The following is a 14372-nucleotide window of genomic DNA, read 5'->3' as shown; positions in this document are numbered from 1 at the left end:
CTTCAGATAAGGTTGCGGATATGGCGATCACGACCATAGGCCGCGACCAGAAGCAGGATGAGAACGCCGAGTGCCGACTGGACCATAGCATCCGAAAAGCCCATGCCGATGAGAAAGGTGCGCAGTTCCATCAGCATGATCGCGCCAGCCACCGTTCCGACAAATCCGCCGCGCCCGCCGATCAGTGCAGTTCCGCCGATAACAACCGCAGAAACTGTTTGGAAAAGATAGGGCGTGCCCACTGTCGCACTTGATGAGCCGGTGAAGCCGAGCAGAAGAATGCCAGCAAGTGCAGCAAACATGGCACTGAGGCCAAAGGTGATTGCCCAGATTGCAACCGGTCTGATCAGTGCCAGTTCGGCGGCTTTGATATTTGAACCCAGCGCATAAAGCTTGCGGCCATAAATCGTACGGCGCAACACAAAGACGGAGCCAAGGGTGAGCAAAATTGTAAACGGGATCAGCCAAGGGAATGGCAAAGGCCCGATGCTGCCACCCAGTGACACGAAATCATTGATGAAAGCGGGCGCTGAACCTGTCGGCAAGCCGCGTGTCCAGATTTGTACGCCCGCTTGAACCATCGTTCCGACACCAAGCGTGACGATGAGTGGGTGGATGGAAAGCGCTGCCGATAAAGCACCGGAAAATGCACCGATCAGCCCTGCCGATGCCAGCACGATAACGCCGGCCAAAAGCGGTGACATTCCATCGCCATAGAGGCTGGCGAAGACAACATTGGCAAAGCCGATGATAAACGGAATGGAAAGGTCGATGCCACCAAGGATCATCACCAGTGTCTGACCGAGTGCTGCAATAGCAAGTAGTGCGGCCAGAACCAGCATGGCGCGAATGGAGAAAAGGCTGGCAAAGCCTGGAATGAGGGCAGCTCCTAAGAGGAACACCAGCACGACCCCGATGAAGGCGACCAGAGCGCGATTTGTAGCCAGTGCCTTAATCATGACCGCGCCACCTTGCGTCGGAAATAGAGTTTGAGTTTTTCGGAGTTGAGGCAGACAGCCAGAACAAGGACTGCGCCATAGACTGCCTGCAGCACGAAGGTCGAGACGTTGAAGGCCGTCAACATGCTTTGCAGTAGAAAAATACATGCTGCACCCAGAAATGCTGCGGTTAAGCCACCAACGCCACCGGCGAGGCTGACGCCGCCAAGGGCGACAGCAGCAATAGCAATCAGCGTATAGCCGGGACCGATGATCGGGTCACCTGAGCCAATGAGCGCTGTGAGTGACAATGCTGCCAGTCCTGCGAACAATCCGGCCAGCACATAAGCGATGAAGCGGACGAGAGGAACATTGACACCAGCGGTGTAGGCGGCTCGATCCTCGCTGCCGACTGCCATTAGCGTCTCATAGAAAGGCAGGCGTTTGATACCGATCCATATCAGAACCGCAGCGCCTACTGGCAGAATGGACCACGGACCCGCCAAAGATGACAGCCATGCAGGCACTGAACCAGATGGTGAAGGCAGGATGGTTAGCGCCAGCCCGCCAAAGATCAAGTAGGTGCCAAGCGTTGCAACAATTGGCTGAATACGGATGATTGCTGCCAGAAGGCCATTTAATGCGCCAGCTAGAATGCCGAGTGCAATTGCTGCCGGGATAATGATGAAGGGCGAGGATATGCCGCCTTTTGTGATCAGTATCTGAACGAGAATGACATTGATCAAACCCACGAGCGGACCAACGGAAATGTCAATCGAGCCGCGCCCGGCAAGAAACGGTATGGTAATTGCGAGCGAAGTCAGCAGCAGCGGCGCTGCAAGCCCCAACACCGAGCCCCAGTTTGACGGTGCAAAGCGTACCGGATTAAGCACAATATTAATGGCAAGCAGAATGATGAACAGGATTGCGGCGAGCCGTGTTTCCTGACTGCCGCAGAAGATGCGCCGCAAGCCGCTTTTGTTGTCGGTTAAGATCATAGCTCCACCTCATCCTGCCCGAACATGGCTGCAAGGACGCCCGACATTGACATTTCGGATTTGCTGATGGTTTTTGAGCATTCAAAATCGCGGAACACTGAAACGCTGTCGCAGATTTGCAGGATTTCTTCGATTTCGCTCGACAGGATGACGAGCGCGATACCTTCTTCACGGGCGAGTTTACGGAAGGCTTCATAGAATTTCATGCGTGTGTTGAGATCAACGCCGCGTGTCGGATCATTGAGCAGCATTACACGCGGTTTGAGCGCCAGAAGCCGCGCGAGCAGCACTTTTTGCTGATTGCCGCCGCTGAGTGCCGTGATCGGCGCGTCCATTGCCGGATAGCGGATCGACAGAAATTCGGTATAGCGCTGCAGCTCTTCCTTCTGTTTGCGGCGGTTGAGGATGCCACCCCATGAAAAGCGTGGCATGGAAGGCATACCAAAATTATCGAGTACGGAAAGCACCGGGAAAATGCCGGTCGCGCGCCGGTCACGCGGCAAATAAACTACGCCGCATCTGGCTGCATTGCGATGATTGCTATAGGCACTCTGCTCGCCGGACCGGGTGACGATTTCGACCTTTGAATGACGAGGTTGATTGAAGCCTGCAAGCGCCAGCAGAAACTGCTCCTGGCCATGGCCTTCAAGACCTGCAAGACCAGTTATCTCACCGGCGCGGATTGTGCCGGACAGCGCTTTGCGCCCCGGCGCGAGCACGAGATTTTCATAGGTAAGAATGATTTGATCATTCAACATGGAGATGAGCCTCCGGCGCCATGAGTTCCAGAAGGATCTGGCTGTTGATCTGCTGCCTTTCGAGCGTATCGACAACATGGCCGCTGCGCAGCACCGTGACCTCATCGGAAAGGCGTTTCACCTCTTCCAGCCGGTGCGAAATGAAGATCACAATATTCCCGGATGCAGCATAATTTTCGATTGTTTCAAAGACGAGATCACGATCCGCATAGTCGAGCGCTGCCGTTGCTTCATCGAGAAGCAGGATCGAAGGACGGCTGATGAAGGCGCGCGCAATCACAACGAGCTGCTGTGCTGCTAGTGACAGGCTGCCAGCCGCTGCGTGCAAGTCGATCGGAAAGCGTGCAATTTTTGACAGAACTGCGCGGGCTGCCTTTTCGCGTACTGATTTGCTGACTTTAGGGGTAATGAGCCCGTCAAATCCGAGAAAGATATTCTCGACCACCGAACGATGCGGAGCGATCAAAACTTCCTGAAAAACCGTGGCAAGGCCCAATGCCTTCATATCTGCAGGCGATCTGGCCGAGACGGCTTTGTCGTTGAGAATGACGCGCCCATGCGTGGGTGCGACCACGCCAGACAGTATTTTCAGCATCGTGCTCTTGCCCGATCCGTTCTCCCCCAGGATCGTATGAACGCCGTGGCTGAAAGTCACATTGGCGTTTGTGAGCGCAATTGTTTCGCCATAACGCTTTTCAAGGTTCTCCACCTGTAGCGACATGACCGGAGCGTGCGTGATGTTGGGCAGTCCCGCTTCGGCAAGCAGCCTGTGTATGCTGGATGTGCCCAGCGGGGGATGCTCAGAGTCTGGCATAATGAGATGACTTTCTGCATGCGATAAGCGAAGGTCATTGCCAATGGTTTGGGCCAAGTGATCTGGACCAATTGATCTTGGCAATGACGTTGTTCAGCGCGTCGTCCTGCAAACCTTACTTGGAGCAGGAAGCTGGAACTTTCGCGAAATCATAAAGTGCGGTGGCGCGTCCGTTCGAGAAGTAGCCATTAAGCAGTTCTTCCGGGAATGGATCCTGCGGCGGTATTGGGAAGATGGCCGCGGAATCCGGCTTCATGCAGTCCTTGTACCAATTTGGAAGGTCGGCCTGCGTCACAAGCGGCATCGGAGCGATGATCGTGTTGACGAGCGGTTTCTGGCCTTCAAGAACCCGTAATGCGACCCGGAAAGCGTTCTGGGCTGCAACATGCGGTGATACTTCACCGCCGTAAAACTTGAATGTGTCCTGATTGGCATTCCAGTAGCCAAGTGCATCGCCTGAAATGGAAGCCGCAATCAAGGGAAGCGGACGGCCTGCCTGCTGGAAGGCTTCCGCAATAAAGCGTGCTTCGCTGCCTGTGGACCAGACTGCATCAATCTGCTGCGGTGTGGTGGCAAGTGCCTGAAGCACTGCGGATTTCGTTGTCGTGCCGGTCCATTCGCCGCTCACTTTACGGGCAATCTTGAGATTGCCGGATTCTTCAACGGCTTTTTCAAGTCCGGCATTTTCCTGCTGGACAAGCGGATGACCGGAAATGCCCTCAACCTGAAGGACGGTGCCGCCATCTTTGAGCACTTTCGCAATGCCTTTGCCCATCTGGTAGCCCCAGAGGTTCTGGTTGTGCATGACATTGATCGCATTCGGGGTCGTTACGGAACCAGCGGACGTTATAACCGGAATGCCAGCCTTATAGGCATCGTCAATCACTGCATTGAGTGCGGTGGAAGAACCGGCAATCGTCGTGATGACATTACAGCCCTGCTCGATGAAGGCGCGAATTTGCGAAATCTGCTGTGTGGCATCACCATTAGAGTCTGAAACAACATATTCAGACACATCGCCTGCGGCGATAGCACCATCCACAAGGCGCTTTAGTTCGTCATTGAAGGTCACACGCCACGGATTGCCCATATAGGATTCCGAATGGCACCAACGCCATGGCTTGGCTGGCGCTTTGAAATCACCATACGCCGAAGGGCCAACTTCAACCACATCGGTATAAAGTGCCTGAATTTCGGTTGGCAGGGCGCCGAGTAGTGCCGCGCGGTCCTGATTTTGCGCACTCGCGCTCAGCGCAGATGCCGACAAAATGGTGAGTGTGAGTGCCTTCGAACCAAGGCCTGAGCGAATTCTGATCATGTGTTCTCCTCCAGCGTGAACCTCCCGTTCACTTGTAAAAACTTTATTCACATATGCGTCATTACGTCAATTGAAAAATGTTAGCGCTAAAACATCTTGTGGCACTATCTCATAAATCATGAGGATATGAATATAAAAATGTTAGCGCTCACTCTAGACAAGGCAAAAATATTGGGTAGGTTCTGACGCAAATGGATTTGAGCAGGGAGTGGATCTGCCATGGGTGTTTTATCAGGCTATCGAGTGTTGGATTGTTCAATTGCGATGGCGGGACCATTTGCAGCGCAGCGGCTGGGCGATCTTGGTGCCGATGTGGTGAAGGTTGAGCCGACGACAGGCGAATGGCAGCGCCACGTGGCGGCGGGCGGTGCCGAAGGCAATCGCGTTAATGTCTCTTTCCTGTCGCTCAACCGTAACAAGCGTTCGCTTGCGGTCGATCTCAAATCACCAGACGGTAAACAGGTGCTTCTTGACCTTGTGAAAACCGCCGACGTGTTTTTGCAAAACTATCGTCCGGGCGTCGCACAGCGTCTTGGCGTCGATTACGAGTCGCTTTCCAAGATCAATCCAAAGCTGATCTATGTTTCGATCTCTGGCTATGGCGAAGATGGTCCTTATGTCCATCGTCCGGGACAGGATCTCGTTTTGCAAGGTATGTCGGGCGCTATGCTTTCGGCAGGCCGTGAGGGCGAGCCGCCAACCGCCGCCGGCCAATATCTGGTGGATGCCATCACCGCATATACTGCTTTTGAAGGCGCGCTTGCAGCACTTCTCCATCGCGAGCGTACGGGTGAGGGGCAGTTGGTGCAGGTCAATATGCTCGATGCGATCACCACCATTCAGATGCAGGAACTTTCGGTTTTCACCGTCGGTGGCAAGCCGCAAACCCGTTCGGCAGAGCCACATGCCCATGTCTATATCCGGGCGCCTTACGGTGCTTTTGCAACCTCTGACGGCTTTATCATAGTCGCTTTTCCGAAGCTGAAAACACTCGGTGAAGTGATCGGCGAAGACAGTTTTCTCACCATGAGTGATGAGGTGGACACCTGGGAGCGCCGCGATGAAATCTTTGCCAAGACACGCGACAAGCTCAAAACGAAAACCTCCGCTGAATGGCTGGAGCTTTTTCGCGCAGCTGATATCTGGTGTGGACCTGTCTATGGTTATGCGGATCTCGTAGATGACCAGCAGATCAAGCATAATGGCACGTTTGTCGAATACGAGCATCCAACCGAAGGCAATGTGAAGACGCCGGGTTTCCCGATCCGCTTTTCCAAAACGCCTTCGACAGTGGACCGTGGCGCGCCGGTAACTGGACAGGACACACGCGATGTGCTCGCTGAAGCCGGATATGCGGCGGACAAGATCGAAGCGCTTGAGCAATCGGGCGTCATCGTATCGGGGAAAATCTAAAATGCAGGTGATCAAAGCCCTCACCTGGGATCATCCGCGTGGCTACAATGCATTGGCTGCGGCATCAAAATTGCCGGATGTCATCAAAGCGGGTTTGGAGATCCATTGGGACAAGCAGCCGCTTGAAGGTTTTGAATCCCACCCGATCGCCGATCTTTGCGCGCGATACGATCTCGTGGTGCTCGATCATCCCCATGTGGGCGAGGCCGTGTCCGGCGACTGCCTGCTTTCACTTGAGGAGGTGTTTGACGCTGAAACGGTTGCCAAGCTTGGCGAAGCCAGCATCGGCCCGTCCTTGACGAGCTATCGCTTTGCGGGCAGGCACTGGGCCTTGCCACTCGACGCCGCAACACAGGTCATGGCGCTACGCCCGGACCTAGTCGACACGGTTCCTGTTACATGGGACGAGGTGCTTCGCCTCGCGCAAAAAAGCGGTAAAGTCGCGCTTTCGCTTGCAGGCCCACACGCATGTCTGTCATTTTTGTCTATCGCTGCCGCATTTGGCGAGCCGCCTGCCGAAGACGACCCAGATATATTGGTTTCAGAAGAGGTCGGGCGGCAGGTCTTTGATCTGATGGCAGAACTTGCGGCGCACAGCCCAACGTCTGTTCGGCAAAAGAATCCCATCGGTATATTGGGCCACATGGCCGAGCATGACGATGTTGCATTGTGCCCGCTGGTCTATGGTTATGTGAATTATGCCGCGCCGCAAAGTGGAAAGTCTGTCGCGTTTCACAATGCGCCACGGGTCGCCACTGGTGGTCGTCCGGGCTCGACATTGGGTGGCACGGGCATTGGCGTTTCTCGCCGTGCACACATGACCTCGGCGCTCAAAGCTCATCTTTTGTGGCTCATGAGCCGTGAAACCCAATCCGGGTTCATTCCCGATCATGAAGGCCAGCCATCGCGCCGCGACGCCTGGCACGATGAGCGGGTGAACCGGCGATGGGGCGATTTTTATCGCAGTACGGCGGACACGCTGGAGCAGGCTTATGTGCGCCCGCGCCATGATGGCTACATCGCCTTTCAGGGCAAGGCTTCGACGCTTTTGGGCGCAGCTTTTGATGAACGCCGCCCGGCATCTGCAGTGTTGAATGAGCTGCAAATTCTCTACGCCGCTTCGCGCGTGCATGGCGGTGAAAGGTAGTTTTCCATGACTGAAGACATCAAATTCGAAATCGACGGCGCAGTTGCCATCATTACATTGAACCGTCCGCAAAAACTCAATGCCGTTACACCGGAAATGGCTGATGCAATCGTTGCAGCCGTGACCGAATGCAACGACAGTGACACGATCCGTTGCGTTATTCTGACGGGCGCTGGAGAACGAGCATTCTGCGCGGGCTCGGATATTCGCGAACTCGACACCTATGAGACGCCTTGGCAGTTTCGCAATCGACCGGATTACTGCGATGCATTCCGTGCGCTTCTCAAGCCCACAATTGCAGCCGTCAATGGTTATGCCTTTGGTGGGGGGCTGGAAACGGCGATGTCGTGCGATATCCGCATTGCTTCTGAAAATGCGCAGTTCGCAGCGCCGGAGATCAAACTTGGCTGGATTGGTGGTGGGGGTATGGCCGCCCATCTGGCGCATTCCATCGGCGCCTCCAATGCAGCATTGATGATCATGACAGGCGACCCGATTTCAGCCGAGAAGGCAGAGCGCTGGGGGCTGGTGAGTGAAGTCGTGCCGCAGGCCGATCTGCTCACGCGGGCGCGCGAAATTGCCGGTGTAATTGCATCGCGCGCACCGATTGCTGCCGAAACCGCGAAGCTCAACCTCAAAGCTGCGGTCTCGATGCCACTTGAAAAAGCCATCGAGTATGAGCGTGACCTGCAAACGATCTGCTTTGCAACGGCCGATGCGCAGGAGGGACGTGCAGCTTTCAAGGAGAAAAGAGCGCCGTTTTTCCGGCGTCGGTAGAGGCTCTCGGGAGGAAGCCTTTCTACTTTATCGACTATTTATTCATGGGAGGAATGCTCGTGGAAACGAGTTCAAGAAGCAAGTCGAAAGCGCTTGCTAGCACTATCTTCGCAAGCACAATTGGAACAGTCGTGGAATGGTATGATTTCATACTGTATGCCACGGCGGCCGCGTTGATATTCAATCACCTTTTCTTTCCGCAATTTGACCCTACGACGGGCATCATTGCTTCTTTCGCGACCTATACCGTGGGTTTCCTGGTGCGCCCGCTTGGCGGGATCGTCTTTGGTTGGATGGGCGACCGCATCGGCCGTAAACCGGTGCTGATGCTAACGCTCTTGATGATGGGTATCAGTACGACGCTTATTGGCTTTCTGCCGACCTATGATTCCATTGGCGTTTGGGCTCCAATCTTTCTTCTTTTGCTTCGTGTTATACAAGGATTGGGCGCTGGCGCCGAATATGCAGGCGCTGTCGTCATGGCAGGTGAGATTGCCGCAGACAGACGAGGTCTCTTTGCGAGTCTTCCCGCCGCAGCAGTGGACGTAGCGACTATTCTGGCTGCGGGTGTCTTTGCGCTCTTTACATTGTTGCCTGAAGACGCATTTATGAGCTGGGGCTGGCGTATTCCATTCCTGCTGAGCGGGCTTGTGCTGTTTCTCGGGGTTTATATACGCCGTAAGGTTCCAGAATCACCAGAATTTGTTCAGGTGAAAGAAGAACGCCGCGACGCAAAATTACCGGCCCTGGAAGTGCTTCGCAATCATCCGCGCACAATGCTGGCGGCGATGGGCGCGAACCTCGCTCCAAACCTTTCATATGTCTTCCAGACTTTCACTCTTGCTTATGCTACTTCCAAACTTGGGTTTTCACGAGAAATCATTCTAACCGGCGTGATGCTTTCAAGTGCGTTTGGTGCCGTCATGTGTGTCGTCTTCGGTGCGCTGTCTGATCGTTTCGGACGCGTTCCGATCATGGCAATGGGATCGGCAGCAGCAGCTATCTATTCGCTGTTTTATTTTCAACTGCTTGGCGCCGGGACGCCCTGGACTGCGGTTGTACTGATTATCATTGGTCATGCTATCGGTGCCAGGTCGTCGTTTGGCGTTCAACCTGCGTTTTATTGCGACATATTCCCAACAGAAGTGCGCTATAGCGCGATCGCCTTCGCGCGCGAGGTCACCGGCGCCATCTTCGTTGGCCCTCTCCCATTGGTCGCGACGGCGCTTGTTGGCTGGTATGGTTCTGTCTGGCCAGTCGCTGTGATTACAGCACTTTACTGTCTCATCACGCTTGTTTCGGTTCTGTGGGTGAACAAGGCCCGCGAGCTTGATGCGCGATCCAGTCTCGACCGCTCGGCGCCTGAACCGGAAGCCAATAGTGCGTACACCCGTTGATCTCGCGACATTGAACAAAGACGCAATCAACAAAGGGGAGAAAACATGCAGTTCGTGAGGAAGCTTGCGCGCTATCGTGAAGCGTCGGTTCTGCTCATGCTGATTGCTGTCGCAATCTATCTGGCGATCGCGAGCGACTATTTTTTGTCGCCTCGAAACTTGCTGAATGTCGGGCGGCAGGCATCGGTCGTCGCCATAGTCGCGCTCGGTCAGGCGCTGGTGATCATCGCGCGCGGCATCGATCTATCCGTCGGTTCGGTCATTGGTCTGTCAGCGGTCGTTGCTGCAATTGCGATACGCGATACCGGTTATGAGAGCGTGGGTCTGGCGGCGGGGCTTTTGACCGGTGTGGCTTGCGGCGCTATAAACGGCGCTCTTTACACCCGTTTCAAGATTAATCCCTTCATTGCAACATTGGGTGTCTTGTCAATCGGACGCGGTTTGGCCTTGCTGTTGACGGGTGGAATTCCCGTGCCGATTGGCGGCTTGGCAGAATTTGTTGGTGCTGGCCGCTTGCTCGGTATTCCTGTGTCCTTTTTGCTAATGATCGTGCTCGCAATCGTCGTCCATGTATTTGTCACCTATACCGTTATTGGACGCGAGATTTACGCCATTGGCGATAATCCCAAAGCCGCCCGTCTTGCCGGCGTCAACATCAAGGCAACGCGCTTGGTTGTTTTCACCATTTGTGGATTTCTCGCCGGGCTCGGCGGTTTGATTTTGTCAGGCAATCTAGCAAGCGCCGATCCAAATCTGGGGATTGGATACGAACTCGATGTCATTGCGGCTGTTATTCTGGGGGGAACCGCGCTGTCGGGCGGACGCGGCTCTATCATTGGCGTCGTAATTGGAGCTCTGCTTATGGCGCTTCTTAACAATGCTTTTGTGCTCCTTGGTGTCGCCGCCTACTGGCAGGTTGTCACCAAGGGCCTGGTTATTATCCTTGCCGTTGGTATCGATGGTTTAACACGTGGCAATGAAGACGAATAAATAACGATTGGAGGAGGAATTTAGATGTATTGGGACAGAATCCGAACATTCACCATGGCCGCGCTGACCGCGGCTCTTTTGGCTTTACCCTCTCATGCTGCAGAACCACCAAAAGGAGGAACGGTCGCGGCTGTAGAAAACACCAAAGGTCCAATCAGGATCGCATTTCTTTCGTTCCAGAACAATCCTTTCTGGACGCCGGTGACCGAAGGAGCCGGGGCGGCGAACGACTATCTATCGAACTTTAACGCGAAAGTGGATTTCATCGATTTGGGCAGCGAACTGTCGGCGGAGGCAGTTGTTTCGGGTGTCGAGGGTGCGCTCGCCAAACAGTATGACGGTATTGTCGTGGTGCCGATATTCGACGGCACGGCGCGGATCATCAACGAGGCGTCAGATGCTGGCGTGCCGGTTTTCACTATTGTTGCCGAAGGGGCGACGCCTTCCAAGCGTCTCGCTTTTATCGGGCAGAATGCGAAGTCGGCTGGCGAGCAGATTGGTGAATTCATCGTCAAAAAGATGAATGGTCAAGGCAAACTTGGTGTCATCACCGGTTACTTCGGGGCAACGCAGCACAACCAGCGTATGGCTGGCGCGCTTGATTATATCAAGGCAAAAGCCCCGGAAATTCAGATTCTGGGACCCTTTGAGAACAAGGACAAGGCAGAGGCCGCCTATTCATTGTTGCAGGACATGAGCACGGCAAATCCCGACTTGAAGATGGTATATGTCACGGCCGGGGGCCCGTTTGGCGCCGCCAAGGCAGTTAAGGATTTGAACCTGACAGGAAAGGTTGGCGTTGTTGGATTTGATCACACGCCGGATAATATACAATATCTCAAGACAGGCGAAATGGTTGGCCTTCTCGATCAGGCTCCTTATCAGCAAGCTCTCGACGCCAGTGTTTATCTTTATAATTTCTTGGTCTCGGGTCATGAGCCGCCTTCCAAAGTGATCCCCGTCGCTGGCAATTTGTTGACGCCTGACAATGTCAAATAGCTTGTCCTCACACAAAGCGGACACGCGGCGCCCTTCGGACACGCGAGAAACGGTTATGAGAGTGTGCGGCGTTGCCAAGAGCTTTTCTGGCAATAAGGTGCTTCATGCCGTAGACCTCGATCTTCGAGCCGGCGAGATCGTCGGCTTGCTGGGCGAAAATGGTGCTGGCAAGTCGACGCTCATGCATATCCTCTCTGGAGGTCTCGCGGCTGACGCGGGATCGATCGAGATCGATGGGACCGCGATCACATATCGCAATGTCGCCGATGGCATCAAGGCAGGGGTGAGTTTTGTTCATCAAGAGCTTTCGGTGGTGGGAGCTCTCAGCGTTGCTGAGAACCTCCACCTTGGACGCATGCCCAAAAACGCGTTCGGTTTTGTTGATTTTGCGGAAATGGTGGACAAGGCGCATCATATTCTCGCCAGGGTCGGTGCTGGTCACATTGATCCGAAGCGCTTGGCTTCCGGTCTACGCGCTGGCGAGCAGCAGCTGGTCGAGATTGCGAAAGCTGCGGCGCGTGATCCTCGACTTCTCATCCTCGATGAACCGACGTCTTCGTTGACCCCACACGAGGTCGAAAGCTTTTGTGACTACGTAAAAGCAGCGCGCGCGCAAGGTGCGGCGATCGTCTTCATCACCCATAGGCTTGAAGAGGCGTTGTCGCTATGTGATCGTATGGTCGTGCTTAGAAATGGCGCTATCGTCAGTGAAAGGCGTCCGGCTGACACGTCACGTGAACAATTGATTGCCGACATGACGGGCAAGCCGGCGCTTTTCGCCCGCCGTAATCATGCTGTGAGCCATGACACCACGGCCTTGTCCCTGAAGAATGTCAGCGATGGGACCTTGATCCGCTCCCTCGATCTTGAAGTGAGCGAAGGCGAGGTGCTTGGCCTCTTTGGGTTGGTGGGGGCAGGCCGCACAGAACTTATCGAGCTCATTCACGGAGCTCGTCGGCTTGCGGGTGGTGAAATTGACATGTTTGGCAAGCCGCTCATCGTATCCGATCCGAGTCAGGCGGTAAAAAAGGGTATAGCGCTGGTGCCTGAAGGGCGCAAAATTGCGGGTATTTTGCCTCAGCATTCAGTGCTCGATAATGCAGCTATTTCAAGTCTGCGCCTTTATGCGCGGGGTCCGGTTTCAGACAGAAAGGCGGATGCGGAACGGTTGGCGCGCTATCGCAAAATGCTTGGCATCCGGATGGAAAGCGATAGTCAACCAATTTCCACGTTGTCGGGTGGTAATCAGCAAAAGGTGATATTCGCCCGCGCCCTGATGAGCAAACCACTTTTGCTTCTGCTCGATGAGCCTACACACGGTGTCGATGTTGGCGCTAAGGCGGAAATTTATGAAATCATCATGCAGCAGGTCACCGATGGCTTGACGGCGATCGTGGCGTCTTCAGAAATCCCTGAGATTCTTGCGCTGTGTGACCGCGTCGCCGTTTTGTCGAAAGGGCAATTGGTAGGGATCCTCAATAGAAATGAAATGACTGAAAGCAATATCCTGACCATGGCCTTCGACGCCCATTGAACCAACTCAGATAGTGAGGAGCATTTAACGTGAGCAGCAATGAAACTTTCGCCTCGGGAACATTTGTTGGGCGAGCATGGTGCCCGACGGCCAAGGGGCCGGTTCTGGTGACTTTGCGCGAAGGGCGCGTCATCGACATTACCACCAAAGCTGCACCGACGATGCGCGACCTGCTTGAACTTGACGATGCGCTGGCTCATGTACGCGCAACCGCCGGACAGGATATCGGTTCGCTCGAAACGCTTTTTGCAGGCAAACCCGGCGATGAAAACACCCTGCACCTTCTGGCGCCGAACGACCTGCAGTCGATCAAGGCCTGCGGCGTTACCTTCGCCCGCTCCATGATCGAGCGCGTGATCGAGGAACGCGCTGCCGGTAATCCCGATCTCGCTTTGAAAATCCGCGAGCGCGTGGGTGCAATCGTTGGCGACAGCCTGCGCAACCTCAAGGCAGGCTCGGAAGAGGCGGCCCGCGTCAAGGCGGCGTTGATCGAAGAAGGCGTCTGGTCGCAGTATCTCGAAGTCGGTATCGGCCCCGATGCGGAAGTCTTCACCAAGAGCCAGCCCATGTCGGCGGTCGGCCATGGTGCCGAGGTTGGCCTGCATCCGATTTCCACCTGGAACAACCCCGAGCCGGAAGTGGTGCTGGCGGTCAACAGCCAGGGCCAGGTCAAGGGCGCGACGCTCGGCAATGACGTGAACCTGCGTGACGTTGAAGGCCGTTCAGCCCTGCTGCTCGGCAAGGCCAAGGATAACAATGCGTCCTGTTCGGTTGGCCCTTTCATCCGCCTGTTCGACGAAACCTATTCGATGGAAGATGTGCGCTCGGCGGAACTGGCGCTGAAGGTCGAAGGACCGGATGGCTATGTTCTCAATGGCCGCAGCACCATGAAGGAAATCAGCCGTGATCCGCTGGATCTGGTTGCGCAGACCATCGGCAAGCACCATCAGTATCCGGATGGTTTCGTGCTGTTCATGGGAACATTGTTTGCGCCGGTCGAAGACCGTGACACGCCGGGGCAGGGCTTTACGCACAAGATCGGGGATGTGGTCACGATCTCCAACCCGCAGCTTGGCGCGCTGACCAATACGGTGCGTCTGTCGACCGAATGCAGCCCATGGCGGTTCGGCTCGTCGCATCTGATGCGCAATCTCGCATCGCGCGGCTTGATCTGATTTTGAAAGGGCGACTGACATGACAATTCATCAGAATCTGATCGCTGGCGAGTGGGTTGGCGGTGACGGCACTGCCAACATCAATCCGTCCGACACCAATGATGTGGTGGGCAC

Annotated in this window: 13 protein-coding genes; 8 read left to right on the top strand and 5 right to left on the bottom strand. The window is 55.0% G+C overall.

Features of this window, described 5'->3' with window-relative positions:
• Positions 1 to 2 precede the first annotated feature (2 nt).
• From FHW00_RS19665 to FHW00_RS19645, 5 genes are all read right to left on the bottom strand, one after another.
• Entirely contained in the window at positions 3 to 959 is a 957-nt protein-coding gene (locus FHW00_RS19665; RefSeq protein WP_078340231.1) for an ABC transporter permease, read from the bottom strand.
• Positions 956 to 1936, bottom strand: coding sequence for an ABC transporter permease (locus tag FHW00_RS19660; RefSeq protein ID WP_078340230.1), 981 nt, complete (start codon positions 1934 to 1936; stop codon positions 956 to 958). The genes FHW00_RS19665 and FHW00_RS19660 overlap by 4 nt, the downstream gene beginning before the upstream one ends.
• Complete coding sequence (locus tag FHW00_RS19655; protein ID WP_078340229.1) at positions 1933 to 2694, bottom strand: ATP-binding cassette domain-containing protein; 762 nt, start codon at positions 2692 to 2694, stop codon at positions 1933 to 1935. Before FHW00_RS19655 ends, FHW00_RS19660 begins: the two co-directional genes overlap by 4 nt.
• Positions 2684 to 3508: an ATP-binding cassette domain-containing protein gene (locus FHW00_RS19650; protein ID WP_078340296.1), complete on the bottom strand. Its 825-nt coding sequence runs from the start codon at positions 3506 to 3508 to the stop codon at positions 2684 to 2686. Before FHW00_RS19650 ends, FHW00_RS19655 begins: the two co-directional genes overlap by 11 nt.
• Positions 3509 to 3623: 115 nt before the next feature.
• Positions 3624 to 4826 (bottom strand): substrate-binding domain-containing protein, encoded by a 1203-nt coding sequence (locus tag FHW00_RS19645; protein WP_078340228.1) that lies wholly within the window; start codon positions 4824 to 4826, stop codon positions 3624 to 3626.
• Positions 4827 to 5045: 219 nt separating this feature from the next.
• Between FHW00_RS19645 and FHW00_RS19640 the strand changes: the two genes are divergently transcribed.
• Genes FHW00_RS19640 through FHW00_RS19605 form a run of 8 tightly spaced genes read left to right on the top strand, consistent with a single transcriptional unit; the run spans position 5046 to position 14258 of the window.
• Positions 5046 to 6239: a CaiB/BaiF CoA transferase family protein gene (locus tag FHW00_RS19640; protein WP_078340227.1), complete on the top strand. Its 1194-nt coding sequence runs from the start codon at positions 5046 to 5048 to the stop codon at positions 6237 to 6239.
• 1 nt (position 6240) lies between these two features.
• Positions 6241 to 7386: an ABC transporter substrate-binding protein gene (locus FHW00_RS19635; protein ID WP_078340226.1), complete on the top strand. Its 1146-nt coding sequence runs from the start codon at positions 6241 to 6243 to the stop codon at positions 7384 to 7386.
• A gap of 6 nt (positions 7387 to 7392) precedes the next feature.
• Entirely contained in the window at positions 7393 to 8163 is a 771-nt protein-coding gene (locus FHW00_RS19630; protein ID WP_078340225.1) for an enoyl-CoA hydratase/isomerase family protein, read from the top strand.
• A gap of 59 nt (positions 8164 to 8222) precedes the next feature.
• Complete coding sequence (locus FHW00_RS19625) at positions 8223 to 9560, top strand: MFS transporter (protein ID WP_176168361.1); 1338 nt, start codon at positions 8223 to 8225, stop codon at positions 9558 to 9560.
• Positions 9561 to 9605: 45 nt separating this feature from the next.
• Positions 9606 to 10550: an ABC transporter permease gene (locus tag FHW00_RS19620; protein WP_078340223.1), complete on the top strand. Its 945-nt coding sequence runs from the start codon at positions 9606 to 9608 to the stop codon at positions 10548 to 10550.
• 54 nt (positions 10551 to 10604) lie between these two features.
• A complete protein-coding gene (locus tag FHW00_RS19615) occupies positions 10605 to 11549 on the top strand; it encodes a sugar ABC transporter substrate-binding protein (protein ID WP_445557979.1) in 945 nt (314 codons plus the stop codon).
• Positions 11550 to 11604: 55 nt separating this feature from the next.
• Positions 11605 to 13083: a sugar ABC transporter ATP-binding protein gene (locus FHW00_RS19610; protein WP_445557978.1), complete on the top strand. Its 1479-nt coding sequence runs from the start codon at positions 11605 to 11607 to the stop codon at positions 13081 to 13083.
• Positions 13084 to 13112: 29 nt separating this feature from the next.
• Complete coding sequence (locus tag FHW00_RS19605; RefSeq protein ID WP_078340221.1) at positions 13113 to 14258, top strand: fumarylacetoacetate hydrolase family protein; 1146 nt, start codon at positions 13113 to 13115, stop codon at positions 14256 to 14258.
• The last annotated feature ends 114 nt before the right edge of the window (positions 14259 to 14372 follow it).

Origin of the sequence: Ochrobactrum sp. P6BSIII, assembly GCF_014138065.1 — a bacterium.
Classification (GTDB): domain Bacteria; phylum Pseudomonadota; class Alphaproteobacteria; order Rhizobiales; family Rhizobiaceae; genus Brucella.
The sequence above is the reverse complement of the archived record's forward strand: the minus strand, read 5'-3'. Positions and strand labels throughout refer to the sequence as shown.